Origin of the sequence: Binatus sp. (SeqCode) (assembly GCF_049584895.1) — a bacterium.
Taxonomy (GTDB): domain Bacteria; phylum Desulfobacterota; class Binatia; order Binatales; family Binataceae; genus Binatus.
Window position 1 is genome coordinate 32,807 of record NZ_JBAUYR010000051.1, and the last position, 24,246, is coordinate 57,052.

At 60.2% G+C, this 24,246-nt stretch carries 25 protein-coding genes and 1 tRNA gene; 7 read left to right on the forward strand and 19 right to left on the reverse strand.

Features of this window, described 5'->3' with window-relative positions; genetic code table 11:
* Nucleotides 1–229: 229 nt before the first annotated feature.
* Nucleotides 230–2,293 (forward strand): aminotransferase class III-fold pyridoxal phosphate-dependent enzyme, encoded by a 2,064-nt coding sequence (locus WB650_RS10105; RefSeq protein WP_422306285.1) that lies wholly within the window; start codon nucleotides 230–232, stop codon nucleotides 2,291–2,293.
* 8 nt (nucleotides 2,294–2,301) lie between these two features.
* Here WB650_RS10105 and WB650_RS10110 read toward each other — a convergent pair whose 3' ends face one another.
* The 6 genes from WB650_RS10110 to WB650_RS10135 form a co-directional block, all read right to left on the reverse strand.
* Nucleotides 2,302–2,988 (reverse strand): molybdopterin-dependent oxidoreductase, encoded by a 687-nt coding sequence (locus WB650_RS10110; protein ID WP_422306287.1) that lies wholly within the window; start codon nucleotides 2,986–2,988, stop codon nucleotides 2,302–2,304.
* A gap of 9 nt (nucleotides 2,989–2,997) precedes the next feature.
* Entirely contained in the window at nucleotides 2,998–3,750 is a 753-nt protein-coding gene (locus WB650_RS10115; protein ID WP_422306289.1) for a cytochrome b/b6 domain-containing protein, read from the reverse strand.
* A 36-nt stretch (nucleotides 3,751–3,786) separates the two neighbouring features.
* A complete protein-coding gene (locus WB650_RS10120) occupies nucleotides 3,787–4,062 on the reverse strand; it encodes a DUF6799 domain-containing protein (protein WP_422306291.1) in 276 nt (91 codons plus the stop codon).
* 48 nt (nucleotides 4,063–4,110) lie between these two features.
* Entirely contained in the window at nucleotides 4,111–4,398 is a 288-nt protein-coding gene (locus WB650_RS10125) for a hypothetical protein (RefSeq protein ID WP_422306293.1), read from the reverse strand.
* A gap of 84 nt (nucleotides 4,399–4,482) precedes the next feature.
* On the reverse strand, nucleotides 4,483–4,731 hold the full coding sequence (locus WB650_RS10130) for a hypothetical protein (protein ID WP_422306295.1): 249 nt from the start codon (nucleotides 4,729–4,731) through the stop codon (nucleotides 4,483–4,485).
* 123 nt (nucleotides 4,732–4,854) lie between these two features.
* Nucleotides 4,855–4,932: transfer RNA gene (locus WB650_RS10135), tRNA-Val, on the reverse strand.
* Between the two features lie 100 nt (nucleotides 4,933–5,032).
* On the opposite strand from WB650_RS10135, the gene WB650_RS10140 reads away from it, so the two are divergent.
* Together WB650_RS10140 and WB650_RS10145 are read left to right on the forward strand one after the other, a co-directional pair.
* Complete coding sequence (locus WB650_RS10140) at nucleotides 5,033–5,683, forward strand: carboxymuconolactone decarboxylase family protein (RefSeq protein WP_422306297.1); 651 nt, start codon at nucleotides 5,033–5,035, stop codon at nucleotides 5,681–5,683.
* An 8-nt stretch (nucleotides 5,684–5,691) separates the two neighbouring features.
* Nucleotides 5,692–6,408, forward strand: coding sequence for a class I SAM-dependent methyltransferase (locus WB650_RS10145; protein ID WP_422306299.1), 717 nt, complete (start codon nucleotides 5,692–5,694; stop codon nucleotides 6,406–6,408).
* A 97-nt stretch (nucleotides 6,409–6,505) separates the two neighbouring features.
* On the opposite strand, the gene WB650_RS10150 is transcribed toward WB650_RS10145, so the two are convergent.
* The 6 genes from WB650_RS10150 to WB650_RS10175 form a co-directional block, all read right to left on the reverse strand.
* Nucleotides 6,506–6,934, reverse strand: coding sequence for a DUF6306 domain-containing protein (locus tag WB650_RS10150; RefSeq protein WP_422306301.1), 429 nt, complete (start codon nucleotides 6,932–6,934; stop codon nucleotides 6,506–6,508).
* Nucleotides 6,935–7,082: 148 nt separating this feature from the next.
* Nucleotides 7,083–7,442, reverse strand: coding sequence for a TSUP family transporter (locus WB650_RS10155; protein WP_422306303.1), 360 nt, complete (start codon nucleotides 7,440–7,442; stop codon nucleotides 7,083–7,085).
* Between the two features lie 82 nt (nucleotides 7,443–7,524).
* Nucleotides 7,525–10,659, reverse strand: a complete 3,135-nt coding sequence (locus tag WB650_RS10160; RefSeq protein WP_423960323.1) for an efflux RND transporter permease subunit — start codon at nucleotides 10,657–10,659, stop codon at nucleotides 7,525–7,527.
* Complete coding sequence (locus WB650_RS10165; protein ID WP_423960324.1) at nucleotides 10,656–11,744, reverse strand: efflux RND transporter periplasmic adaptor subunit; 1,089 nt, start codon at nucleotides 11,742–11,744, stop codon at nucleotides 10,656–10,658. Before WB650_RS10165 ends, WB650_RS10160 begins: the two co-directional genes overlap by 4 nt.
* Nucleotides 11,741–12,346, reverse strand: coding sequence for a TetR/AcrR family transcriptional regulator (locus WB650_RS10170; RefSeq protein WP_422306309.1), 606 nt, complete (start codon nucleotides 12,344–12,346; stop codon nucleotides 11,741–11,743). Before WB650_RS10170 ends, WB650_RS10165 begins: the two co-directional genes overlap by 4 nt.
* A 124-nt stretch (nucleotides 12,347–12,470) precedes the next feature.
* Complete coding sequence (locus WB650_RS10175; RefSeq protein ID WP_423960326.1) at nucleotides 12,471–13,448, reverse strand: hypothetical protein; 978 nt, start codon at nucleotides 13,446–13,448, stop codon at nucleotides 12,471–12,473.
* Nucleotides 13,449–13,475: 27 nt separating this feature from the next.
* Between WB650_RS10175 and WB650_RS10180 the strand changes: the two genes are divergently transcribed.
* From WB650_RS10180 to WB650_RS10190, 3 genes are all read left to right on the forward strand, one after another.
* Entirely contained in the window at nucleotides 13,476–14,042 is a 567-nt protein-coding gene (locus WB650_RS10180; protein WP_422306313.1) for a CDP-alcohol phosphatidyltransferase family protein, read from the forward strand.
* Between the two features lie 113 nt (nucleotides 14,043–14,155).
* Entirely contained in the window at nucleotides 14,156–14,611 is a 456-nt protein-coding gene (locus tag WB650_RS10185) for a hypothetical protein (RefSeq protein ID WP_423960328.1), read from the forward strand.
* A 78-nt stretch (nucleotides 14,612–14,689) separates the two neighbouring features.
* Nucleotides 14,690–15,358 (forward strand): hypothetical protein, encoded by a 669-nt coding sequence (locus tag WB650_RS10190; protein ID WP_422306317.1) that lies wholly within the window; start codon nucleotides 14,690–14,692, stop codon nucleotides 15,356–15,358.
* Nucleotides 15,359–15,386: 28 nt separating this feature from the next.
* On the opposite strand, the gene WB650_RS10195 is transcribed toward WB650_RS10190, so the two are convergent.
* From WB650_RS10195 to WB650_RS10225, 7 genes are all read right to left on the reverse strand, one after another.
* Nucleotides 15,387–15,992: a helix-turn-helix domain-containing protein gene (locus WB650_RS10195; RefSeq protein ID WP_423960330.1), complete on the reverse strand. Its 606-nt coding sequence runs from the start codon at nucleotides 15,990–15,992 to the stop codon at nucleotides 15,387–15,389.
* Between the two features lie 47 nt (nucleotides 15,993–16,039).
* Nucleotides 16,040–16,825, reverse strand: a complete 786-nt coding sequence (locus tag WB650_RS10200; protein ID WP_422306325.1) for an MOSC domain-containing protein — start codon at nucleotides 16,823–16,825, stop codon at nucleotides 16,040–16,042.
* Between the two features lie 58 nt (nucleotides 16,826–16,883).
* Complete coding sequence (locus WB650_RS10205; RefSeq protein ID WP_422306321.1) at nucleotides 16,884–18,332, reverse strand: APC family permease; 1,449 nt, start codon at nucleotides 18,330–18,332, stop codon at nucleotides 16,884–16,886.
* A gap of 324 nt (nucleotides 18,333–18,656) precedes the next feature.
* A complete protein-coding gene (locus tag WB650_RS10210; RefSeq protein ID WP_423960332.1) occupies nucleotides 18,657–19,439 on the reverse strand; it encodes a c-type cytochrome in 783 nt (260 codons plus the stop codon).
* Between the two features lie 24 nt (nucleotides 19,440–19,463).
* Nucleotides 19,464–20,612, reverse strand: coding sequence for a metallophosphoesterase family protein (locus WB650_RS10215; protein WP_422303941.1), 1,149 nt, complete (start codon nucleotides 20,610–20,612; stop codon nucleotides 19,464–19,466).
* Between the two features lie 29 nt (nucleotides 20,613–20,641).
* Nucleotides 20,642–21,946, reverse strand: coding sequence for a cytochrome-c peroxidase (locus tag WB650_RS10220; RefSeq protein ID WP_423960334.1), 1,305 nt, complete (start codon nucleotides 21,944–21,946; stop codon nucleotides 20,642–20,644).
* Nucleotides 21,947–22,153: 207 nt separating this feature from the next.
* Nucleotides 22,154–22,684: a ferritin-like domain-containing protein gene (locus tag WB650_RS10225; protein WP_422303340.1), complete on the reverse strand. Its 531-nt coding sequence runs from the start codon at nucleotides 22,682–22,684 to the stop codon at nucleotides 22,154–22,156.
* Nucleotides 22,685–22,841: 157 nt separating this feature from the next.
* On the opposite strand from WB650_RS10225, the gene pcnB reads away from it, so the two are divergent.
* Nucleotides 22,842–24,155: a polynucleotide adenylyltransferase PcnB gene (gene pcnB, locus WB650_RS10230; protein WP_423960336.1), complete on the forward strand. Its 1,314-nt coding sequence runs from the start codon at nucleotides 22,842–22,844 to the stop codon at nucleotides 24,153–24,155.
* Nucleotides 24,156–24,246: the final 91 nt, after the last annotated feature.

Below are 24,246 nucleotides of genomic sequence, written 5' to 3' on the forward strand. Positions count from 1 at the left end.
TATGACTATAGAAATGCTTGAAAAGCTTCAAGGCTGGATAAAACATTATCATCTTGCCGGGTCGGAGCCCGAAAGATACCTGGAAATCTCGTTGGGAATTTTATTATCGGCCCTTCTCTTAAGGTTTGTTCTTCAACAAATTATAATGATGGTTCTGACCTCCAGGGCTTTGGCTCTTGCGCCAAGTGTCTCCCGGCGATTGTCGGGCTGGGTAAAATCGCTTGACTATTTGGAACGCGACGTTTGGGGCGCCGACGGAGCCGGAGAGCGATTTGTTGCGCGTCGCAAGGACGCTGTCAATCGTCTGGCCGCTTATTTTCAAGAGCACTGCGCTAAGTCGATAGCATGGGGCAACAATATCCGGGATAGCTTCTCCGATTTGCGTTTCACCGACGCGAATCGAGTTCCTTTCCCTTTCATGCGAGCGATGCGCGAGAAATTCAACCTTTGCTCGGTTGTGACGGAGTCCAAAGGTCCAAGGCTGCGCGACCTCGATGGCAACTGGAGCCTGGATGTAAGCGGCTCATATGGGCTCAATCTCGCCGGCTTTGACCATTACAAGGAATGGATGGAAGGCGGATTGGAAAGGGTCAAGGACCTTGGCGCGGTGCTGGGCCCGCTACATCCTATAGTTGCTGAGAACATTTCGATTCTGAAATCGATTTCGAAGCTGGACGAAGTGTCCTTTCATATGAGTGGCACCGAAGCCGTGATGGCGGCGGTGCGGTTGGCGCGATTCAACAAACGCCGAAAGCTGATCGTTTGTTTTTCGGGCGCCTACCACGGATGGTGGGACGGAGTGCAGCCGGGATTGGGCAGCGAGCGAAATATCACCGACTGTTTAACGCTCAAGGACCTGCATCCGGCTTCTCTCGATCTGATCCTTCATCGCGCGCACGAGATAGCGGGTGTTCTTATCAACCCGGTTCAGTCCTTCCATCCTAATTCACCTCCACCGAGCGATACGATTCTGCTCACCAGCGAGATTCGCAAGACCGAGGATTCATCGTCACCATATGCGCAATGGTTGCATAAGTTGCGGGAAGTCTGCAGCGCCAACGACATTCCGCTGATCTTCGATGAAGTGTTCAGTGGGTTTCGGTTGGCGCCGGGCGGAGCGCAGGAGTATTTCGGCGTTCAGGCCGACATGGTCGTTTACGGAAAATCAGTCGCCGGCGGCATGCCTATAGGAGTTGTTTGCGGAAAGAAGGATTTGATGAGGCGATTTGATCCCGAACATCCGATGCGAATCGCATATGTGATCGGCACCTTTTCAGCTCATCCGGTGGTGATGGGCGCTATGAATGAGTTCCTGCACTGGCTCTCAAGACCCGTAACCCCGGAGCTTTACACAGAGGCTCAACGACGCTGCGCACAGTGGGTTCGTTCGACGAACGAGACCCTGAATCAGCTCGATCTGCCCGTAAGGGTTATGAACTTCACGACCATCTGGACAGTGCTCTTTAAGGAGCCCGGCCGTTACAACTGGCTGCTGCAATACTATCTGCGCGCCGAAGGAGTGATCCTGAGCTGGGTAGGAACAGGCAGATGCATGAGCAGTCTCGATTTTTCCGTCGAAGACTATCAGGAGTTGCAAGCGAAAATAGTCAGAGCCGCACAAGCGATGAAGAGTGATGGGTGGTGGCTAAACGAAGAGCAACAGCCGGGCAGGGAGAGAGCTATGCGAACTCGCCTGATTTGGGAGATGGTGAAAAGCGTCGTGCAAGTGCCAAAGCCTCTAACCGCCTTTTACTTCGAGATTATGCAGCGCAAGAAGGACGACCATCACGCGTCGCATAGCAATCTCATCAATCAATTGTTCCATCTTCTCAGTTCGAGCACTTTCATATTTTGCTACATCTTTATCTTTTTTAATTTCACAGTCGCGATGTTCCTGGGGATGGCGGCGTTATTCGTCCGCCAGTTTGGACACGCGATACTCGAGCCGCCGTGTCATGACAAGGAAAAAGCGCTACTGGGTTTCAATACTCGAAACAAATCAATCATTGTAGGCGGCTATATCCTGATTCCTGTCGTGCAAATGATACAGGGATATGGCCTTGAGTCCTTCACGTCGATACTCCCTTCGGTTGCGCTCCTATGGTTTCTTTTGACGCTGGCGGCAGTATTCGGACGCGTCCTATATCTCATCTGGGCGCATGACTTCCGAACATCGATGATTTGGTTCGTCAAACTGATCACCGACCCCATCACCGACATTTTCGCCTACTACAACAGCGCCGACAAGATTTTCCGCCTGCCGCCGCGCCGCGGAAGCGAAGCTACCTCATAGAGGATGTCTTAGACGCCGGCGTACCAGTCGTAACCCAGGTCTTCCCAGTAACCGCCGGTGCGGGTCGGGAGAAAATTTACTTCGGTCAGGTACTTCACGCACTTGTAGCCGAGCTTGACCGGGGAGTAGAGGCGAATCGGCGCGCCGTGATCGGGATATAGCGGCCGCCCGTTCATGCCATAGGCAAGAATCGTCTGCGGATGAAGCGAGCTCTCGATGTCCCAGGTCGAGTAGTAGCCCTTGTCGAATGACAGAAATTCAACGTACTGCGCATCGCGGCTCGCCCCGACCATTTGCGCAATCTCGCTGAGCCGCACCCCATTCCACGCCGCCACCGCAGACCAGCCCTCGACGCAATGATGGCGAATGCGCATCCCGGTTTGCGGCATCCGCTTGATCTGTTCGAGCGTCAGAACCGCTGGCCGCGCAACCATGCCGCCAACCTTGAGCGTCCAATTGTCCGGCGCGAACGGCATCGAGTCTGAAATAAAATAGCTCGGGAAAGCGGTCTCGGGCGTGAGTTCGGAAACAGGCGGCTCGGGCGCGAGCCGATTCTCCGAAAACAGCAGCCGATCGACCCGCTCGTTCCAACGTCCCATCCCGGCGAGGAATGACTTGGCGGCACTGCGACCGTCGCATCCGGCAAGCGCGGTGCTCGCGGCGAGACCGAGCAGAAGTTTTCGCCGCGTGATCACGTGAAAAACCTAGCCACGCGGTCCTCCAGTTACCATCGTAACTATCGTCCGCGGATGCAGCGCAACCAGCACCAGGTGCATCACGGTGAACAACGCGAGCAGGACCAGGCAGCTCAGATGCACCACGCGGGCGGCATCGTATCCGCCGAACGCCGCGGTGATCCAATGCAGCTGAACCGGTTTGTAGATCGCCAGTCCCGAGAAGACCACCACTAGCCCGAACAGTATCGCGGACGTGTACGCCATGCGCTGCAGGCCGTTGTAAAAGTCCTCGGGCGGTGGAGTTCTGCGAATGCGCAAGTAGTAGCCGAACATCGCGATCGCGTTCGAACTGTCGCGAGTCGGAATGAAGACGCGCCGGCGCCATTCGCCGCTCGCTATCATATAGATCAGATAGATGAGCCCGTTGAGGATGAGGAACCATGCGATCGCGAAATGCCAGTGACGCGCACCCGCGAGCCATCCGCCGAAGCGCAACCACGACGGCGGCGCTTCGTTCTGAAACGGATACCAGCTGTACAGCGCGCCGCGCGGTCCAAGCGCGGGGTACGCGGCCAGAATCTGCAGACCGCTGCCGGCCATAATCACGAGTAGCGGAATGTTGATCCAGTGCGCCAGTCGAATTACGGCGGGCTGCGCGAGGCGTCGCTTGCGCCGGCTTTCTGCGCGCGACGAGGGGGCAGACTCACTCCAGGGTGGCGAGAATCGAAGCGGCGTGGTGGCTCTCGCGGGCTTTCGATCCTTTGCCGGACGCGCTTCCATCTTGAATGTCTAACCGTTCCGCAGACCTCAAAGTTCCTAGGGGCTCATGGGCGCAGGCTTGCCGCCTTTCATCATTAGATGCCCGTCCATCAGGATGGTTTCACCGTCTTGCAGATGAAATATCTGGCCGTCTTTGGGTTTGACGGTGCCGTCGACTTCGACCTTCGTGCCATCCGACATCGTGACTTCGTGGTCCATCGGGGTTATCGGATGCCCCGCTTTCATCATCATCATTTTTCCGCCGTGCATCATCACGCCGTCCATGTCAGCGGCGGCAATCGCGGTCGCGAACAGCGAGAATAAAAAGATCACCGCGATCAGAGAAATGCCCAGGCGCGAGGATCTCACTGGTCGCAATTGCTACATCGGCATTGGCGCTTTCTTGCCAACGTGGCCTCCCTTGTCCTCGCAGGTTTTGGCGTCGGTCGTGATGACGTAGCCCTTACCCTTGCACGAATTCTTGCCCTGGCAGTCATTGGTGGCAGTTTTGCACGCGCTCTGTCCTTTGCACGCATTCGCACCGAGGCACTTCAATTGTGGCGCATTGGGGGACGCGCTCGACGAGTCTGCCGCGCTTACTGCGCTGCCGGTGAAGGCCAATGCGACTGCGGTCGCGAGCATCGCCCCTGCTATCGTGGTTTTCTTCATCGCGTAAATCTCCTTTCAAGTTTGAATCAGGCGACAAGCTTAAGGCGCCGATTTTTCGCGATTTGTCTCGAAAGTTCCAGAACCTCAGATTTGAAAATCACCTTTGCGCGGTTTCGGATTCTTCCCCTGCCGGGCTTCGACCTGCATCGCTTCGACCTCGTCGTTGATTTCGTTTAACCGATGCTGAAATTCCGAGGCCTCGACCTTCACCCCAACCTTGCAGCCCTGGCAGATGATATGGGTCTCGCTGTGCTGCTCGATTTCCCGCACCAGCAATGAGTTCTTGAAGCCGCATTTCGGACAAGCAATGTCTATCGTTTCGTCTTCAAACATATCGAGACCTCACGGTAGTCGTACAAATTCGCGACGATACCTGATTCGCAGGATCACAGGACTTCAACGCTAATTCAATCGGCGGCAACCGCCAAACAGAAGTTTCTCAACTGTAGATTAATTTGGTGGACGCACCTGGACTCGAACCAGGGACCTCTTGCATGTGAGGCAAGCGCTCTAACCGGGCTGAGCTATGCGTCCACCGGAGGGTGGGATTATCGCGCCGTGCGCGCGGCCTCGCAAGAGCGCGGGACATCGGCGATATTAGTGGCTTCGAACACACCACGTCGAGGAGCGAACGATGGGACGACTACGCCAGGTGGGCAAGGCCGAGGCTACACCAGAAGTCCAGGAACTGTACAAGCAATTCTTCGGCGACCGTGACCCTGTCGCGCAGCCGGGCACTGCAACCGGGACGCCCGGTGATTATTGGACGACGTTTGCGCTCGTGCCCGACCTGCTCTTTCAGGCGCGCAACTCGCTGATGGCGTTGATGCAGCCCGGCCGCAAGCTGGCGGCGAAACTGCGCGAGCTGGCGATTCTTCGCACTGGAATCGTCGGCGAATCCCGGTTCGAGTTTTCGCAGCATCTGAAGGTCGCGCGGATGGTCGGCGTTTCCGAAGACAAGCTGGCCGCGATAAAAGGCTGGGCGACCAGCGACAAGTTCACCGAGGTCGAGCGCGCGGTGATGCAAGCGACCGATGAAATCGTCGGGCGCAATCTGGTCGAAGATGAGACGTTCGCGGCGCTGAAAAGTCATCTGTCCGACGAACAGATCATGGAGCTGTTCTATGTGATCGGACTGTGGCGGATGCATGGAATGATCGTGCGCGCGCTGCATCTCGAGTACGACGCGGATACGACGGTGCGCATGAAGGAAGTGCCCGCGCCACCCGCTGCGGCGGGGGCGCAGGGTCGGGAAGCGGCTCCGTTGTCGCCGCGCAAGGCCTAAGGCGCGCGATGAAACTGTACGACGAGCTCGCGGAATGGTGGCCGCTGTTCTCGGCGCCCGCCGACTATGCGGAGGAAGCGGCGTTCTTTGCGCGGGTGCTGACTGACGCGTGTGAACCTGCGCCGCGCACAGTTCTCGAGCTCGGATCCGGCGGCGGTAACAATGCGCTCCACCTCAAATCGAAATTCGAGATGACGCTGGTCGATCTGTCGCCGCAGATGCTGGCCGTCAGCCGCAAGCTCAATCCCGAATGCGAGCATCGCGTGGGCGACATGTGCACGGTGAACCTGGGACGCACCTTCGATGCGGTCTTTATCCATGACGCGATCGCATATATGACGAGCGAGGCTGCGCTGGGAGCCGCGGTGAGTAACGCATACCGGCACTGTCGCGCGGGCGGCGTCGCGTTATTCGTGCCGGACCGCGTGCGAGAGACCTTCGTCGCGGAAACGAAGCATGGCGGCCACGACGGCGACGACGGCCGTGGCCTTCGCTATCTAATGTGGACGGTAGATCCCGACCCGACCGACACGACCTATAGAACCGACTTCGCGATCATGTTGCGCGATCGGAATGGTGATACGGGCATGACGCACGATTATCACATCGAAGGCCTGTTTCCGCGGGCTGAATGGATGCGCCTGTTGCGCGAAGCGGGATTCGAAGCGCGCGAATTGATGGATGAGTGGGGCAGGGAAATCTTCGTCGCGAAGCGTTCACGCTAAGGAGCGCTGCGCGATTTCAAAACCGGTACCGGCTTCGCTCACGCGAAGCTGTCCGGAGGCCAGAAGCCAAGTCCTGCCGCTCGCGTTGCTCGCTTCGTCAGGATGACAGATTTGTGAGGCGGATGACTTCGGCGCGGCCCCATTCGACCTCGGCGCGATGCCGATTTGCCATCGCAGTCAAGCAGTCGTGGATAGGGCCGTCCGCAGGCGCGAGGGCGAGCGCGACTTCGGTTTTGCGCGCGGCCCATTCCTGGCCGCGTGACATCAGGTTCAGGCGATCGCGAATCGAACCGAGCGCGGCGGCCTTGCGCGCGAATGGTCCGACGGCGGTGGACGGTTTGCCGTCGTTGTTGCGAATCAAAGTCTCGAGTTCCTCGGCGTTGCGCTGTTCCATCGCGCGCGAGCCGGACAGGAATTTCTTCAGCTCGTCCTGCTTGACGTCGGCTATGAGAGCGTCGAGCGCAATCACGCCGGCGCGCTCTGATTCGAGCAAAAGGTTGAGTGCTTGTTCGAGCTGGGCGTCCACATCGCGAACTTAGTAATTGGATTTCGGAATCGCAAGGCGGTTGTCATCCTGACAAAGCGAGCAGCGCGAGCGGCAGGACCTGGCTTCTGGCCTCCGGACAGCTTCGCGCCAACGAAGCCGGCACCGGTTTGAGTCGCTGCGTCCAACTTTATTGATAGAGCATCCGAATCGAGGTCAGCAGCAGGAACACACCGAAAATGCGACGAAGAGTCGACGCGGGCATTTTGACGGCATACACAGCGCCGATGTAAGCGCCGATCAGCAATCCCAAACCCAGCAGCAGCGCGTAAGTGACGTTGAGATGGCCGTGCTTGTAGTACTCGTACGCGCCGAGGATTCCGACGGGGGGCAGCAGGGCACCGAGAGAAGTGCCGACCGCGAGATGCTGATCAAAACCGAGCGCCAGCACGAGTACCGGAACGATCAGGACGCCGCCGCCGACGCCGATGAAACCGCCGAGGATGCCCGCGGCAAGTCCGAGTGCAAGAACGATCGCGATTTCGCCCATAGTCGTTTTGTCTCCAGCGCTCACAATTTCGCGAGAGTATCAGAACGCGGGAGCGGGATTGAAGACGGAGCCCCGCGAGCGGCTAGTCGATTGCTTCGCGTTCGAGGTCGTCTTCGTAGTTTGGTTCGACCAGCTTGAGGCGCGCGGCTGGCTTGCGGAAGCTGCGGAACCAGTTTTCCATGTCGTCGAACAGGGAGAAGGCGACCGGCGTGAACAGGAGCGTGATCAGCAGGCATAGTGTCTGACCGCCGATTACGACCAGCGCGATTGCGCGGACCGAGCTGTCGCCGGCGCCCTGCCCGATCGCGACGGGGATCATGCCGGCGACCAGCGCTGCCGTGGTCATCAGGATCGGCCGCAGACGATCGCGATTTGCGGTGAGGATTGCCTGGCGGCGCGGCAGTCCCGCGCGGATCAGGTTGAGGGTCTGATCGAGTTGCAAGATCGAATTTTTCTTCACGATGCCGAAGAGCAGCAAAATCCCGAGCGTCGAGTACAACGCCAGGTGCTCGCGGAAAACGAATAGCGAGATCAGCGCGAACGGCACCGCAAGCGGCAGCGACAGCATGATCGTGATCGGATGGATGAAGCTCTCGAACTGCGCCGCCAGCACCATGTACATGAAGATGATCGAGAGCAGAAAGGCTATCACGAAGCCGGTGACCATCTCGCCGTAAATCTTGCTCTGCCCGCCGAACTCCGTGATGTAGCCGGGCGGCAGGTGAATCTGATTCACCTCGCGCGTGACGGCGTCCATCACCTTGTTCATCGCGAATCCGGGCGCGAGGTTGAACACGATCGCAATATTGCGCTGGCGATCCTGCCGGTCGATCTGCACCGGGCCGGTCCCGTGCGTCAGCGTGGCGACGTTGTCGAGCCGCACCTGCCCAACCTTGCTCGACGGAATCGTCAGGCCCGCGACCACCACCGGATTGTTGCGATCCTTGTCGGCCAACTGCAGCCGCACGTCATAAGTATCCTGGCCCTCGCGAAACCGCGTGATCACGTCGCCCTGCACCATCGTGCGCATCGTCTGCGCGATATCGTCGACCGACACGCCGAGGTCCGCCGACTTGGCGCGATCGATATTGACCTGCAACTCCGGCAGCCCGCCTTCGTAGCTCGAATCGAGATCGACGATGCCCGGAATTTTCCGCAGCCGCGTCATCAGGTTGTCGGCATAGACTCGCAGCGTGTCGAGGTCTGCGCCGCGCATGTCATATTCGACCGCGACGTCGCGATAGCCGCCCTGCTCCCACGGCTTGATCGCATCGACGCTGACGCGCAGTGCCGGAAACGCGTCCATCAACTTGCGCGCGTCGGCCATGACGAGTTCCTGGCTGCGATGGCGCTGGTTGAGCGGGAACAACTTCGCGTCGACTTCGGCCACCGTCACGCGATCGTCGCCGTTGGTGTCACCGACAGTGGTGAACAGGTCGCGCACCTCGGGGATCGTCCGCAGGCGATCTTCGATTTGCGCGACTATCTCATCGGTATGCGCGAGCGAATAGCCGGGCGGCGTGCGGATGCTGACGGCGAATTCGCTCGAGTCGTCGTCGGGCATGAACGTCGCCCCGACCAGCTTGCCCAGGAACGGAATCGAGATGATCAGCGCGAGCGCCACGAGGACCAGCACCCATCGATGGTCGAGCGACCAGCGCAGCGCCAGGTCGTAGTAGTCTTCGATCCAGCGGAAAATTTTCCAGTCCTTGGTGCGATTGTGCTTCGCGCCCCCAGGGCCCTTTGGTTTCAGGTAGCGCGAACACAGCATGGGAGTCAGCGTGAACGAGACCAGCAGCGACACCATGATCGCGAACGCCATCGTCAAGCCGAACGAATTCAGAAAGCGGCCCATCACGCCGTGGATGAACGCGACGGGCACGAAAATTACTGCGAGCGAGAGCGTGGTCGCGCTGACGGCCAATCCGACTTCAGCGGTGGCCGCTTTCGCCGCGGAAATCGGGTCCATGTTCTTTTCTTCGATGAAGCGAAAAATATTTTCGAGCACCACGATCGCGTCGTCGATCACGATTCCAACTGCCAGCGTTAGTGCGAGCAGGGTCATGCGGTTGAGTGTGAAACCCATCCACAGCAGCAATGAGTAAGTCGCGATGATTGAAACGGGAATCGCGACCGCGGCGATCAGGGTCGAGGTGATCGATCCAAGAAAAAAGAACACCACGATTGCGGCGCAGATACCGCCGAGCACCAGATGCTCCTGCACGGTCTCGACTGCCGCGCGGATGAAGCTGGACGCGTCGCGCGTGAAGATCACGTCGACGCCCGGCGGCAGCGTGCTCTTGATCTCTTCGTAGCGCTCTTTGACGCGGTCGACGATTTCGATCGTGTTCTCGCCCGATTGCTTGCGCACGATCAGCGACACCGCGTTCTTGTTGTCCCATCGCGACAGCGAGCGCGGCTCCTTGACGCTGTCCTCGACCGACGCGACGTCGCCGACCGTGACCGGCCGGCCCTCGACTTCGCTCACGATCACCTTGGCGAAATCCGGCACCTCGGTGATTCGGCCGAGCGTACGCAGCATCTCCTCGGACATCCCCTGCTTCATGCGGCCGCCGGGATACTCGACATTTTGCCGTGAGAGCGCCGCGCCGACCTGCTGAATCGTCACCCCGGTCGCGTGCAGTTTGTCGGCGTCTACGTCGACGTGAACTTCGCGCTGGCGTCCGCCGACGATGTCGATCGAACCGACGCCGTCGACCGATTCGAGCGGTTCCTTGAGCCGCCGGCGCGCCAGCTCGGTGAGTTCTTTCAGGCTCTGGTAGCCTGTGACCGTGATCGTCACGACCGGGACAGCGTCGAGGTCGAACTTTTGCACCAGCGGTGGCTTGGTGCCGTCGGGCAGTTGATCGAGCACTGTACCGATCTTGTCGCGCACGTCCTGCACGGCGGCGTCGAGGTCGCGTTCGAGCTTGAACTGGATGATGATCCGGGAGACGCCTTCGAGCGTGTTCGATCGCATCTCGTCGATCCCGCTGACGGTGTTCACTGCTTCCTCGATCGGCTTGGTGACGCGCGCTTCGGTTTCTTCAGGCGCGGCGCCGGGCAGGAAGGTCGTGACCATCACCGTCGGCACGTCGACGCGCGGAAACAGATCGACGCCGAGGCGCATGTAGGAAAACCAGCCGAGCACGACCAGCACGCCGACGAACATCGTCGCGAAGACGGGGCGGCGCACGCACAGGTCGGCGAGAATCACGACTGCTCCTTCGCGATAACCGCGGTGCCATCGGCCAGGCGATCGACATCGCTCACCGCAACGTGATCGCCCTCCTTCAGTCCGCCGGTGATCTCAGTCTGGTCGCCAACCACGCTGCCGGTGGTCACCTCGCGCGCGCGCACTACGCCTTGATCGACGATGAACACGCGCGCGACGCCCGCATAGCGAAGCACCGCGGCGGTCGGCACGAACAGCGCGCGATCGTGGCCCAGATCCATCGTCACGTGCGCGAAGAATCCAGGCTTCAGGGCGCCGTCGGGGTTGGCGACTTCGGCCTCGATCAGCAGGGTCCGACTGCTTTCATCGAGTGCCGGCGCGATGCGCGTGATCTTCCCGGTGTACGAAGTCCCCTGGTCAGCGTCGATCGCCAACTTCACCGGCATGCCGACGCGCGCCAGCGGGACGAGTCGCTCCGGCATCGGGCAGCGCAACTTGATTGGGTCGGTCGCGATCAGCTCGTAAATTTCTTTGCCGGGCGCGACGTACTCGCCGAGCGAGACCATCCGCTTCTGCACCGAGCCGCTGAACGGCGCCTTGATTTCGGTGTCGCCGAGCTTCTTGCGCGCCATCGCGAGCGCTTCATCCGCCGACTCGGTGTCCGCCTGGTCGACGCGCATTTGTGACGCAAACTGATCGAACTGCTCCGACGAAATAGCCGCTGCTTGCTTCAGGGTCTGCGCGCGATTGTAACGCGCCGTCGAATTCGCGAGCTTCGCGCGCGCCTGGTCGAGGGCAGCCTGTGCGGTCTCGACCCGCAGTTGGTATTCGCGCGGATTGATCTTCAGCATCACCTGTCCGGCCGCGACCTTGTCGCCAAAGTCCGCGACTACTTCCGTCACCCGGCCCTCGACCTCCGACGACATCACCGCATGCTCGCGCGGAAACAACGCGCCTTGCATCTCAGCGGTGCGATCGAGGCTCTGCTGATGCGCCGCGGCAACCGCGATCGCAATCGGCGCCGGCCCCGTCTTGCTATCGACCTCGGCCGCAGCTGGCTGATGGCATCCGGCAAGCGCGAACGCTGCCAGCAAGGAGAGAACTCCGATGGGCAAAAACGGCTTCATGGAACTGCCACGATGCCCTTGAGGAAAAGTTCCACGACCGCTTCCGCGTCCGACTCGATCGGACTCGACGCCAGCTTGAGCAGCCGACGCCGCAACGAACCGGTCAGTATCTCGCCGAGCATGAACGCCGCGAAGTGCGGATCGATCCGCCGGATTGCGCCGCGATCGATCGCGTCCTGCAGCACCGACGCCATGAAATCGAGGTGTCCGGCGTAGACCCGCATGTACTCGCGGCCAGCCTCCGATTCGAGCCCCATATCGAGCGAGTTGCCGATAATCAGCGTCTTCAGAAAATCCTGGTTCGACGCCTGGATTCGGAACTGCGCCAGAATGAGTTTGCGGATTCGCTCGAGCGGCGGTATCGACGGTTCGTCCGACGCCACCGTCTCCGCCACCATCTCGCGCAGACCCTCGAGCACGGCGGCATGCACCAGCTCGTCCTTGGTGTCGAAGTATAGGTAGATAGTGCCCTTGGCGACCTTCGCTTCCTCGGCGACGCGATCGACGGTAGTGCCCTGCATACCGTATCGAGCCATCACGCGGCGTGCGGCTTCGAGGATTTCGCGCACGCGATATTCCTTGATTACCTCTTCTTTGGTCATAGCGAACTGGACAGTCAGTCAAATGAACGTACGGTCAGTCTAGGCAAATAGCCAAATTTGACGCAAGGGGAATGCCGATCGAGAAATCCGAGGGAAGTCTGTGTGGAGAGGCTGGCGCGTCAGTTCAGGGCGCTGGCTTTTCGAGCTGATCGCCCAGAATTTCGGCCAACCGCTCGGCCGGTACGCGGCGCAGATCGGGAATCATCAAGCCTGACGCCGCTGCATGGCCTCCGCCGCCAAAATGTTGCGCGAGGACTGACAAATCGACGTCGCTGTCGGAGCTGCGCCGGAGGCTGACGCCTTGGCTGCGCAAGTCGAACAGCGCGACCACGGTGCGCGTCTGCCCCTTGTAGAGATGCGCCGCGACTTCGCTGCTATAGCCGAAGCAACACGCCGTCCGCAGCGTGTTGCCATTGTCGAGCTTGCGATCGACCATCGTCGCCTGCGCCAACTCGAGGCTGCGGCGCATCGCATCCTGACCCGACTCGAATGCGGCGCGCAGCTTGCGGCTCATCCGCGGCTCCCGCAGTTTCAGAATCTCGCGATACGACGCCGTTCCACCCAGGGTCTGCACGGCGAGCGCCCATTGGGACGATTCGGGAATCTGGTGGACCCAGCGATCGTGATCGTCGGCGATCATCACGAACGGCTCGAAGGCGTCAAACTCAGCGCGCTGCTCCTCGGAAAGATCGCGCCCCAATTCCTTCAGAAAATTGAATGTCAGCCGCGCCGCCGAGTATTGTTCGCTCAGAACTTTGCCCGCGAAGGGCACCTTGAACTCCGCGGCATCGGCGCGGGAGACTGCGGTCCGATGATGATCGATCCAGTAAATCTGCGTGCCCCGCTCGCTCAGCTCGGTCAGATGCGCGCCGGTCGCCGGTGAGTTCCAGGATAAATCGGTGATCCAGATTTCATCGTTGTTATCTTCGGACCTGAGCGCGAGATTCCCGATTGTATGGTCGGCCTCGTTGTTGCCGGCCAAGGTCGTGAAGACTTTATGGCCATCGTAAAAGCGCGCCACCGCCGCCGCTGCCATCACACCGTCGAGGCATGAGGGGCCGTGGCTGACGATCTGAATCGTGCGGGAAGTTTTTCCAAGCATAAGAGTTCAATTGTAGAGCATTCGGCCATGGCGAGCGAAGTGAAACGCGACGCTCCCAGCAATCTGATTCTCGCGCAGATACCCAACGGCCTGAGCGCAATCAGATTCGCGCTGGCAGCAATCTGGATCCAACTGGCCGCGCACGGGCATGAAGGAAGGTTGGCATTCGCGATTGTCGCGATCGTCGCCGCGGGCAGCGATTTCATCGACGGGCGAATCGCGCGACGGCTCGGAGTCGCGAGTGGCAGCGGGCGATGGCTGGACGGAATCGCGGACGTGACCTTCGTGCTGGCTGCTCTCTTCTGCCAAGCGGCGGCGCGAGCGATACCGTTGTGCATCCCGATCCTCGTCGCGCTGTCGTTCGGTCAGTACGCGATCGATTCCCTCCTTATAGGTCAGCCCGCGACCGGCCCGATCAGAAGCCGTCTCGGGCATTGGGGCGGCATCATCAACTACGCACTCGTGATCGCGCTCGCAATTGCACCGCCACCTGCATTCCCCGGCACAATCGTGGGCGACCTCGCTCCGCTGATCGCGCTGTTCTACATCGCCGCAATCTCAGAACGCGTCTGGCTCTACTACCGCCCGCGCTGACTCGAAATCGAACCTCAAGCGAAGCGTAAAGCTCGCAAGCCTTGCTATACCGAACTACCAGATAACACTACCGAATGTAGGTATGGGACTTGCTCGATCACATGCGGCCCGCGATGAAACTGCAAGCGCACTTGCCCTCAGTCAGCATCGGCGCGCGCGACTGGCACGCGGCGACGGTTGCATGGACTGCTATCCTCGGAGCGTCGATACTCCTGCTGGTCCTGGAATCGAGCGGTTTCCTCAACAATTTGTTATTGGCGCAGTTTCAGCCATTGTCGATAAGCCCTTTTGAGGTTGATGCTTTCAATCCGGTTTCGCTCGATATTCACTCCCTGAGCAGTCCGATCGATTCGACCAGACGGTTTTCAGTTGCGCACCAGCTACCCGAGAATGTGGCTTCGTCGCAACCATTCTCGATTGGCGGCGATGCGCGAGGTGAATTCGAGACCTTTGGGGATTCCGCACAACGCGACATGCTGGCCGACGAGAACACAGCGCGCCAGCTGAAGCCGAATGATCGTCTGATGCTGATGCTGATGTTGCTGCGTCTCCATCCGCATCGCCAATAAGACTCACTCTCTTTGCATACGCCCGACTAGATAGCGGTGACCGCCGGCCTGTCGCCTTTCGATAGCCGGTGATACAAGATGCCGGAGCTTGCAAACTTTCAAGGGGATGACGGCATCATGAAGAAGAGCGCGAGGTTTGAATTCTCGGTGTTAGCGGTGTTGGCGATTATTCTGAGCGGATGCGCCAGCACGCAGAGCTCGCCGCAAAGTGCTCCGGCCCAGAGTGCCGCACCTGCGAGCGCAGCACCGGTAACCGGAATTGCCGCCGAGACCGTCTTAACGGTCCACGGCAAGATTGTCTCCGTCGATCAGGCAAACAAGCAGGTGACATTGGAGGGGCCGCGCGGCAAAGACGTCACCCTCACCGTGAACAATCCGTACAACCTTCAGTCCTTGAAAGCTGGCGACCGCTACGTGGCGCGATTTACGGAAAATGTGACGATCGTCGCCAAGGGGCCGAGCGATAAGCCGCCGGTCGCTACTTTGACGGGAGGATTGTGGACGGCGAATCCGGGTGCGACTCCTGGCGCGGTCGTCGCGCGGCAGGCGCATCTGGTCGTAGTAGTTTCGGCGATCGATCAGGCCGACCAGCGCGTCACATTGCAAGCTCCAGACGGCTCAACCGAAAACATCCACGTGACGAATCCGGAAGCGTTGCAGGGCGTGCAGATCGGCGACCGAATCGCGATCACTCTCACGCAGTCGGTGGCGATCGCCCTCGCGCCCGAACCCGGCAGTGCCCAATAAGGTGCTAAGTGCTCAATGCAGTACGCGGTTAAATCAGGTTCAATGGAAGTGATGGGCCCGGCACCACCGATGCTACCAGTAGGATCTCTGCGCCGCGCTTGCCGTCGGCGGCCAGGCGATGGGGCGTGCGGGCGTCGAAATGGGCGGCATCGCCGGCCTCCAGCAGATGCTCTTCGCTCTCGAATACCAGCTTGACCCGCCCCGACAGCACGTAGAGCCATTCCTCACCTTCGTGCTGGTTGAATTTCTCGTAGTGCCGGTTGGCGGGAATCTCGATTGCGATCGCTTGCAGATTGGTGAGCGCGCCGCCCCCGGAAATCGGGCGGTAGCTGAGTCCGTTTGCCGACCTGGGGAGCGCACTGCCGGCGCGAATCACTGCGCATCGCAACGATTGCTCGTCGCCGTCATCGAGCAGCGTGCGAATCGGTATGTTGTAGACTTGCCCCAGTGTGATCAACGCGGCCAGCGAAGGCTGGCGAGTCCCTCCCTCGAGCCGGGAGAGATATGGCTCCGACAACTTGGTGCGTTTGCTCAGCTGCTCGAGCGTCCATCCATGTTGGCTGCGCAAGGATTTGAGCCGCGTGCCCAGCGTCACCAGAATCTGCTCGAGCGGCCGGTCTATTCCAGCGGCCATCGCAATGTCGATTAACACTGATCCTGCCTGCTGGGCAACCCATTTTTCTATTCGATTGTCACCGGGTCATCGCGTCGAATGACGCCTCCATGTGCGACCGTCACGTAGACACCGACCTTCGCCCGATTGGCGTGTACTGCGGTCCGAAGAATGCCGAGGTCTTTGGGAAGATCGCCTTGCGCGAGCGTGGTCATCACACAGCGTCCGGTGGGCCGAAGGATGCGCAGGCGAACCTGCTCGCCAATCGCGATCGTCCGTCCGATCCACGAGTCTTCGACAAATGCCGACTCGGCGCGAGCGGGAGTCACCACCAGGTTCGGGCGAAAGCGAAGGGGATCGAAGCTTCCCGAAGGATAAAGGCTATGGAGTCTGGCCAGGGTTGCGGTGGTCAGGAGATGCATCACCTCGCCGTCGAAAAAACCGTTGGGCGGCATCTCCTCGTCAGTGACCGCCTCGCGATGCGCCAGGTTTTCCAGATCGGGCCAGTATTGCTCGAGTTGGGCTCGCTCCGGCACTTGCGATAGCAGCGACACCTCCCGTTCGAGCGCACAGGACAAGACCCGATCCACATCGCCCTGTTCGCTGCTCACGCGCGTCCCGTTGGGCAGCGCGATCATCACGGGAGGTACTCGTTCGCGCACGTCGGGAAGATCCATCAACGCAGCTTTGAACTTGAACAGGGTAGGCCACCTGCGAGGGTTCTTCGAGCTGACGATTCTCCCGGTCTCTCGATCCATCAGCGCGTACGCGCGGTCGCCGAGCAGTCCGCGTTCGGTTACAAGTGTGGCCTCGACCTCCTCGCCCAGCATCGACTTCACCGGGTATCGCCACACCGACAATATTGATCCTATCGACTTATGATTTTTCTCTGGTGACACCGGTTCTATTTCCTCAAATCGCCTGCCGCTGCGGCTCCATCGCGCTAACCTCGGCTTCGATCGGCTGGCCGTGATCGCTGTACACGCGTCGCGTAACTTCAGCCGAGTATCCGGGTGTGCGCTTGTGGACCGAGAAGATCCAGGCGATCCCGATGAGCAGATACGCGCCGAAGATATACGGGAACACGTTCACCGGCCACGACGGAACCGGATACACGCTTCCTACCGCAGGGACCAGCAGGAGTGCTACCGACGCGACTGCTAGTGCAGTGTCGCGGCCGCGCAGAATCCCGGCTTTCTTCAAGTACGCCGGCGCCGCCAGCGAAATCAGGAAGTATGCGCCCAGGAAGCCAAAGGCGCCGAAAGTTCCAGCATCGTTGAAGACGTCGAGGATCTGCATTCCGAACCCCAACAGCATCACCGACGGCACCAGGAAAATCAGTGCCGCCATGACGGTGACTGCGACGTGGGGAGTTTCATTGGTCTCATGCGCATTGCCCATCGCCGCCGGGAATACGCCGTGACGCGCCATCGGGTAGAGAATTCGTGCGCCGGAGTTCAAGCATGAGAGCGCAAGCGAGAAGAAGCTGACCATTGCGCCGATCGACACGGGCGCCTTCAGCCACGGCATGCTCACCAATTCGGCCAACACGTTGAGGGGCGCGTCGACCTTGTCGAGCGTGGTCTTGTAGCCGGTGAATCCAAGCACCTCGGTGTAGGTAACGATGACGAAGAACAGCCCTGTCAGAATCAGGCTCCAGATGACCGCGCGAGGGATCGTCTTGAGCGGATTTTTGGCTTCCTCACCGAAGGCGGTCGCGCACTCGAATCCGACCAGGCTGAAAATCGCGGTCACCACTCCCAACGAGATGCCGGAGAAGGACGCTCCGCTCAGGCTGAGCTGTGCAGTGTCGAATTTGAAGCTGTGATGATAAAGCACGACCCAGCACAGCAAGAGGATCAGCGCGACCGATGCGCCCTCGAGGAAGAGCATCAGGATGCTCGAAAGCTGGATGTCCTTGTAAGCCAGAACCCAGATTACCGCCGCGCAAATCGCAAACAGCACCAGGTTCGGGACCTGAAATCCCATCATACCGCACAGCGTGTTGGCGAAGATTGTGAAACCGGTCATGCCCGCGGTCCCGATAAACAAATACGCCCACGCAAGGCACCACCCGGAAATGCCACCCGCCGTCGTGCCGAGACCCATCACCGTGTAGGCATACATCGAGCCGGCTGACGTCGATCGGCGCGCGAACTGATTGAGATTCAACGCGACGAACAGGAGCATCACGGTGCCGAACAGGTAAGCGAGCCAGCTCGCGTTGCCGGCGCTGCTGTACATCAACGGAATGATCAGCGCCGCGGTCATCGTCGGCGAGATCAGAGCGATCGCAAGCGAGGTGACCTCCGAGAAGTTAAGGCATCCTTTCCTTAGAGAGCCGGTAGATTCCGCGTTCATAGAGAGATTCCCTCCGAATCACTTTCGTCGAGCAGCCGCCGAACGCATCGAGGAGCGATTGGCCGGTTGCCCGCGAGCGGGTGAAAATTACCTGTGAGGCAAGAATGCAAGGAGGGTGCCTGTCAGGCAATCAAGCTACCCGTGAGGCAAAACGGGTCAAACGTCGATAAAGCGGGTGAGTGGATGGCTGCGGAAAAGTCAGTTGCCATCCATAGAAGCAGCAGCAGTGCCGCGACGTTGACACGCGTGCGGCGCCGAATGTTCGAGGCTTAGATGATTGAAGATCTGCGCAACGCCGTCGCGGCGCTCAATGGTCGCAAGCGATCAGTGCTTGCCGTAGTCGAGCGGGACGCCTTTGCGCTGGGCAAGTATGTACGCTTCGAGTGCGCGCAATTTTGGATCGTTGGGATCGAGCGCCTTGCCCTTGACCGGATTCTCGATACACCAATCGATCATGTCGCGCAGCAGCGCCACCTTCTGAAGCTGCACCTGGTACTTCGGATAAGTTTCGGGATGCGTATTCGACGCGTCCGGATGGCACATGTCGCAGCTCACGCCAATCGTGCCGCCAAGTTCCTTGTCGCTGTGAAAAATCTTTTTCCCTTCCGCGACGAAGTTGTCGGTCTCGTTCTTCCAGATTTTGTAGTCGCGATCGGTGAAGCTGGCGTAGGTGTCGCCCTGTTGCTGTCCCTTGATGGGCGCCTTCCCGGTATTCTCCATGCTCGGGACGTTGCTGCTTGGCTTGGAGACATTCGCGCCCGACGCTGCCGACGGAGCGGGCACCGGCTGTGAGGACTCGTCAGTCTGCGCCATCTGCCATTTTTCGTCGGGATGCTCGGCCTGCCACTTCGCCATCAGCTCGCGCGTGACCTCGACCGCTTGCGCATGACTCATCGACTCGCCGGTCTTGAGGCCTTTGACTTCCATGCTGGTCTTGCCGTCGCATAGCATCACGACCACGCCACCGTCTTTCGCTTGCGGCACCTGATGGATAGGCATTGGTGTCGACGGCGCCTGCTGCGCGCGAATCCGCGGCGCGTACGCGACGGCCGCGGCGATGGCCGCACATCCCGCGGCAGTTGCCAATGCGATTGATCGTCGGATCATGCTCGCCTCGAAGGACCTCGTGCCTCAGTAGCTTGCGAATTGCGGCGCGGGCGGCCGCGCGACCTTGCCGTGCGAAATCAGGTAATCGGCCTTGACCGACACCGGGTTGCGATCCCACAGGTTGTAAATCTTGTCGGCCAATCCGTCGGGACGCACATTGAATTGACCGTCGCCAAGCCCGTCGAACTGATCGAACGGATCTGCACGGTTCATCTGAACCGTCAGCGGCGGCAACCCAGTTGGTGCGTACGGCCACGGCCATGCCGTCGAGAGCATCCCGTAGAAACTGATGTTCGCGATCTGGTTATAGAGCATTTGATGCGTATGGCCGTGGATCACCGTCACGTGCTTGTACGGCTTCAGAATCGCCTGCACCTGCTCGGCATCTTCAGTCCAGAAATTCCAGTTGCGGTAGTATTTGTAGAGCGGCGAATGCGAGAAGACCAAGAGCGGCGTCGTGTGCGGCACTTTGGCGAGGTCGTCGGACAGCCACTTGCGCTCTTCGTCGCCGACCTCGAAGCGTGACTGGATTCCGTTGTCGAGACCCGCGACGGTTTGCATGCGCTCGGCCGGCGTCATTTTGCGCGCCGTCCAGAAATCTTTCTCATGCACGCTCATCAGCACCACGACGTGCACGCCCTTCCAGTCGAACGAGTAGTTGGGCGGCCCGAACATGTCCTGCCACGCTTCGCCCAGGTCGTAGAACCAGTCGTGCTCGCCGACCATCATTTTCACCGGCGCCTTCAGCTCGGCGAGGATCTGTCTGCCTAGTTCGAGCTCCTCGTGACGCCCGAGCTGCGCCAGATCGCCGCCGAACAGGACAAAGTCCGGCTGCGGATCGAGTGCATTGACGTCTTCGACCGCCTTGACCGCTCCGCGCACGAAGCGCTGGTTGAGCGTGCGCGGATATAGATGAGTGTCCGAGATGTAGGCGAAGGTGAACGGCGGCTGGCCCGCCATCCCGGTCGCTTCCGCGGTCTTGTCGGGCGCCGCGTTGGCAACCTCGACCAGCTGAAACGTATGCGGCGGCATCAGGCTCTTCGCCATCACGGCGCCCGCCGACGCCGCCAGCACTTTCAGGAAGGTGCGCCGGTCGAGGCCGCGCAGTCCGCGCAGGACCGCGTCGCGCTCTTCCATGTATTTCGTTTCGACGCTCTTATGCCGAGCAGCCATCGCCCGCCTGCCTTTTTTCTTTCATCAGGTTAATCGCCACCGAGCAGCGCCGGATTTTCGAGATCCTGCGGTGGTCCAATATCGCCAAACGGTCCCGCCAATCCCGGACCTCGACCTTTGTCGCCGTTGGCCGCGGCCTCGTCGCGCTGCGGCCGGTCCGTGCGCGATCGTTTGAACTGCAGGTCATACTCCTGCTTCGCGTCGTCGGCATATTCGGGACTGGTCAGGGTCGCGAGAAAATTGACCAGGTCATCCTCTTCCGCTTCGGTGAGTCCGAGCGGGGTGATGCCGCCGTCGAGGTACGGGTTCTGTACTCCGCCCTTATTGTAATGATCGATCGTGTCCCACAGCGTCGCCTGCGATCCGTCGTGGAAGTACGGCTCCGTGACCAGCAGGTTGCGCAAACTCATCGTGCGGAATCCGCCGATGTCATGCGGCTGCTTGGTCACCAGGAATCGCCCGAGCCCGCTCATGTCGGTCCCAATCGCCAGCTTATCGATCGCTTCGGAGCCACCGCCACTCGTGCTGAGCATGACGAGCGCCTTGCGCGCGAGCGGCACGAAGTCGGCCTTATGGGCGGACACTCCGATGTTGTGGAACTTCTGATCGGTGAACAGTGGCGATGTCGGATTCCATCCGTGACACGACATGCATCGGCCCTTGCCGTTGAATATCGACCATCCACGCTTGGCGGAATCGCTGATCGCGCTCTGATCGCCGTTGATGAATTTGTCGAACGGCGAGTCGAACGAGAGCTGCGTGCGCTCGTAAGCCGCGATCGCGCGCTCCATATCGGCAAAGTTGACGTCGCGCCCGAAGACTTCCTGGAATTGCTTCTGATATTGGGGAATCGCCTTGATAGCCGCCACCGCATCGTCGGTCGATTTCATGCCCATCTCGACCGGATTGGTAACTGGGCCCTCGATCTGCGCTTCGAGCGTCGGTGAGCGTCCATCCCAGAACTGGGTCACATTGAACAGCGCGTTGAGGATTGTCGGTGCGTTGCGCTGGCCGAACTGCGCGTGGATACCCATCGAGGTCGGCAGCTGATCGGTGAAGCCCTTGGCAGGCGAGTGGCAGTGATCGCACGAGATCTTGCCGTCGGCAGACAGCGCGTCTTCAAAAAACAGCGCCTTGCCGAGCGCGATCTTCGCCGGCGTCTGCTCGTTGTCCGGCGGAATCACCCACGAATAGAGAGTCGCCGGGAAGCCGACCTGGTTGGTGGACTTGGGATCGGCGATCGGACCCGGCCCTTGCGCACTAGCCAAACTGAAGCAGACGGCTACCGCTGTTGCTGCAAGCAGAAAAGAGGGAACGACGCGTGCGGACTTCATCGTGGCAAGACTCCGGTAACACGATGGCGAAGCGTGATGCCCCGCGCGCTTTCAGGCTACCAAATATTGCACGCACAGCGACCGAGTCAATAGATTTTCTGCGGCCGTGGGCGCTGAGAGCGGACGCGAGAGAGCGCATCGCAATGGCGGGCATTAGAGACGCGGCTGCACAAGCATCAGCCGCGTCCCTATCATCGTCGCAGATCGTCAGCCCATCTTGGTGAGCAGGTCCAACATGTCGTTGGCGTGCTCCTCTTCCACCTTGTTGATCTGCTCGATCAATATCTTGGTGGTGGGATCGCTGTCGCCCAGCCATCGGATGACGTCTGAATAGTGTTGGATCGCGACCCGCTCGGCGATCAGGTCTTCCTTGATCATATCGACCAGCGACTTGCCTTCGGCATACTCCGAGGCTGAGCGGTCCGCGAGTGTCGTGGGTCTGAAGTCTGGCTCGCCGCCGAGTTGCGTGATGCGCTCCGCGACCCAATCCGCATGCTGCTGCTCTTCGTTGGCGTGCTGCAGAAATTCTTCCTTGACCGAATCGGAGTTGATGCCCTGCGCCATGTAATAGTGGCGCTTGTAGCGCAGCACGCAGACCAACTCGGTCGCGAGCACGTCGTTGAGTACCTTCAGTACCTGCTTGACGTCTGCCTTGTAGCTGTCTGTGACGGCGCCTTTTTCCATGTTTTTGCGGGCGTTGTCCCGGAGCTTTTTCACGTCGGTGATAAATTGATCCATGTTGAGGTCTCCTTTGGCTCTTTCATTAGCGTAACTCTTTTCGCGATTCGGGGGCAGGGTAAACGCGGTTCAATGCAGTTTTTTCGGTGTTGCGGGGCGATGAAGCCTGCGCGCCATCGTGCTAGGTTTGGACGAATTTCGGGCAAGGGCAAGGCAAGTGGAACCCCGCATATTACCCCGCGCCGAGCATCCGATCTCACGCCGCGATATCGACGCCAACGTCCTCAAGGTGCTCTATCGCCTGGCAGGCGCCGGCTTCGACGCATACCTGGTCGGCGGTGGCGTGCGCGACCTGATGCTCTCGCGCAAGCCCAAGGATTTCGACGTCGCCACTTCGGCCCATCCGCAGCAGGTGCGCGACCTGTTCCGCAACTCGCGCATGATAGGCCGGCGCTTCCGCCTGGTTCACGTTTTCTTCGGCCGCCAGAACGTCGAGGTCGCCACCTTCCGCAAACAGGCCGAGGCCGTCGCCGATACCGACGATCCGCTGATCCGTCTCGACAACACTTTCGGCACGCCGGAGGAAGACGCGTTTCGCCGCGACTTCACCGTCAACGCACTGTTCTACAGTCCGCAAACTTTTGAGGTAATCGATTTTCCGGGTGGAGTTGACGATCTCGAGGCGCGCTTGATCCGCACGATCGGTGATCCCGAGCTGCGGATGCGCGAGGATCCGGTGCGCATGATGCGTGCGGTGCGATTCGCCGCCAAGCTCGGCTTCGAAATCGAGCCTGCCACGCGCGCCGCCATCGGGCGTCATCGCGCCGATCTCGACAAGGCCAGCGTGCCGCGCCTGGTCGATGAAACTTATAAAACGCTCGGCCAGCCCGAGGCCGCGCACGCGCTCGTCCTGATGGAAGAGCTGGGATTGCTCGAGCACGTAATCCCGGTGCTCGCGAGACATCTGAAATCGCGCGGCGCCACGCTCGCAGAGCAGCCCGCCGTCCGCAACATGGCCGCGCTCGGCCGCGCCATCGGAAGCGGACTCTCGCCCGACCATTCGATCGTGCTCGCCGCACTGATGCTCGACTTGTACCGCGACGAGCACCGGCGCGAGCGCGGCGATCCGCGCCGGGTCGACATCCTGGGCGAACTCCGAGGACGCGGCTTCGCGCGCGGCGACACCGAGCAGATGCGCCTCATCCTCGAGGCGTTCCAGAATCTCGCCGCGCCCACCCGTCGCACGCGGCGCCTGATGCGCCGGCCGTACTTTCCCGATGCCCGGATGTTCTTCGAGATGAGCGCGCCGACCTACTCGATCGATGCGACCCGCACGATTCGCTTCCTCGCCGACCCCGACGCTTTCACCGCAAGCCAGGCCGCATCCCCGATAAACGGCGTACAGCCCCCCGCCAGTACTCGACGACGACGCCGTCGTCGTCGCCGCCGCTCGCGCCACGGCGTCGCACCTATCGCCGCAGGCGACCTGAACGGCGCGAGCGTATCGCCAGACCCCACGCGCCGCGACTAACCATTGTACTCTAGTTCCCCTTCCCGCTTGGGAAGCCCCACATTCCGTCCCCCTTCCCACTAGGGGTTAGGGGTTAGGTTCTTCTGCCCCA

Excerpts from the sequence above, each read along its gene's own strand:
- WB650_RS10115 (WP_422306289.1), bottom strand. The coding sequence starts at position 3,750 with ATGGAAGCGCGTCCGGCAAAGGATCGAAAGCCCGCGAGAGCCACCACG.
- WB650_RS10125 (WP_422306293.1), bottom strand. The coding sequence starts at position 4,398 with ATGAAGAAAACCACGATAGCAGGGGCGATGCTCGCGACCGCAGTCGCA.
- WB650_RS10130 (WP_422306295.1), bottom strand. The coding sequence starts at position 4,731 with ATGTTTGAAGACGAAACGATAGACATTGCTTGTCCGAAATGCGGCTTC.
- WB650_RS10140 (WP_422306297.1), top strand. The coding sequence starts at position 5,033 with ATGGGACGACTACGCCAGGTGGGCAAGGCCGAGGCTACACCAGAAGTC.
- WB650_RS10145 (WP_422306299.1), top strand. The coding sequence starts at position 5,692 with ATGAAACTGTACGACGAGCTCGCGGAATGGTGGCCGCTGTTCTCGGCG.
- WB650_RS10155 (WP_422306303.1), bottom strand. The coding sequence starts at position 7,442 with ATGGGCGAAATCGCGATCGTTCTTGCACTCGGACTTGCCGCGGGCATC.
- WB650_RS10165 (WP_423960324.1), bottom strand. The coding sequence starts at position 11,744 with ATGAAGCCGTTTTTGCCCATCGGAGTTCTCTCCTTGCTGGCAGCGTTC.
- WB650_RS10170 (WP_422306309.1), bottom strand. The coding sequence starts at position 12,346 with ATGACCAAAGAAGAGGTAATCAAGGAATATCGCGTGCGCGAAATCCTC.
- WB650_RS10175 (WP_423960326.1), bottom strand. The coding sequence starts at position 13,448 with ATGCTTGGAAAAACTTCCCGCACGATTCAGATCGTCAGCCACGGCCCC.
- WB650_RS10180 (WP_422306313.1), top strand. The coding sequence starts at position 13,476 with ATGGCGAGCGAAGTGAAACGCGACGCTCCCAGCAATCTGATTCTCGCG.
- WB650_RS10185 (WP_423960328.1), top strand. The coding sequence starts at position 14,156 with ATGAAACTGCAAGCGCACTTGCCCTCAGTCAGCATCGGCGCGCGCGAC.
- WB650_RS10190 (WP_422306317.1), top strand. The coding sequence starts at position 14,690 with ATGCCGGAGCTTGCAAACTTTCAAGGGGATGACGGCATCATGAAGAAG.
- WB650_RS10195 (WP_423960330.1), bottom strand. The coding sequence starts at position 15,992 with ATGGCCGCTGGAATAGACCGGCCGCTCGAGCAGATTCTGGTGACGCTG.
- WB650_RS10205 (WP_422306321.1), bottom strand. The coding sequence starts at position 18,332 with ATGAACGCGGAATCTACCGGCTCTCTAAGGAAAGGATGCCTTAACTTC.
- WB650_RS10210 (WP_423960332.1), bottom strand. The coding sequence starts at position 19,439 with ATGATCCGACGATCAATCGCATTGGCAACTGCCGCGGGATGTGCGGCC.
- WB650_RS10215 (WP_422303941.1), bottom strand. The coding sequence starts at position 20,612 with ATGGCTGCTCGGCATAAGAGCGTCGAAACGAAATACATGGAAGAGCGC.
- WB650_RS10220 (WP_423960334.1), bottom strand. The coding sequence starts at position 21,946 with ATGAAGTCCGCACGCGTCGTTCCCTCTTTTCTGCTTGCAGCAACAGCG.
- WB650_RS10225 (WP_422303340.1), bottom strand. The coding sequence starts at position 22,684 with ATGGATCAATTTATCACCGACGTGAAAAAGCTCCGGGACAACGCCCGC.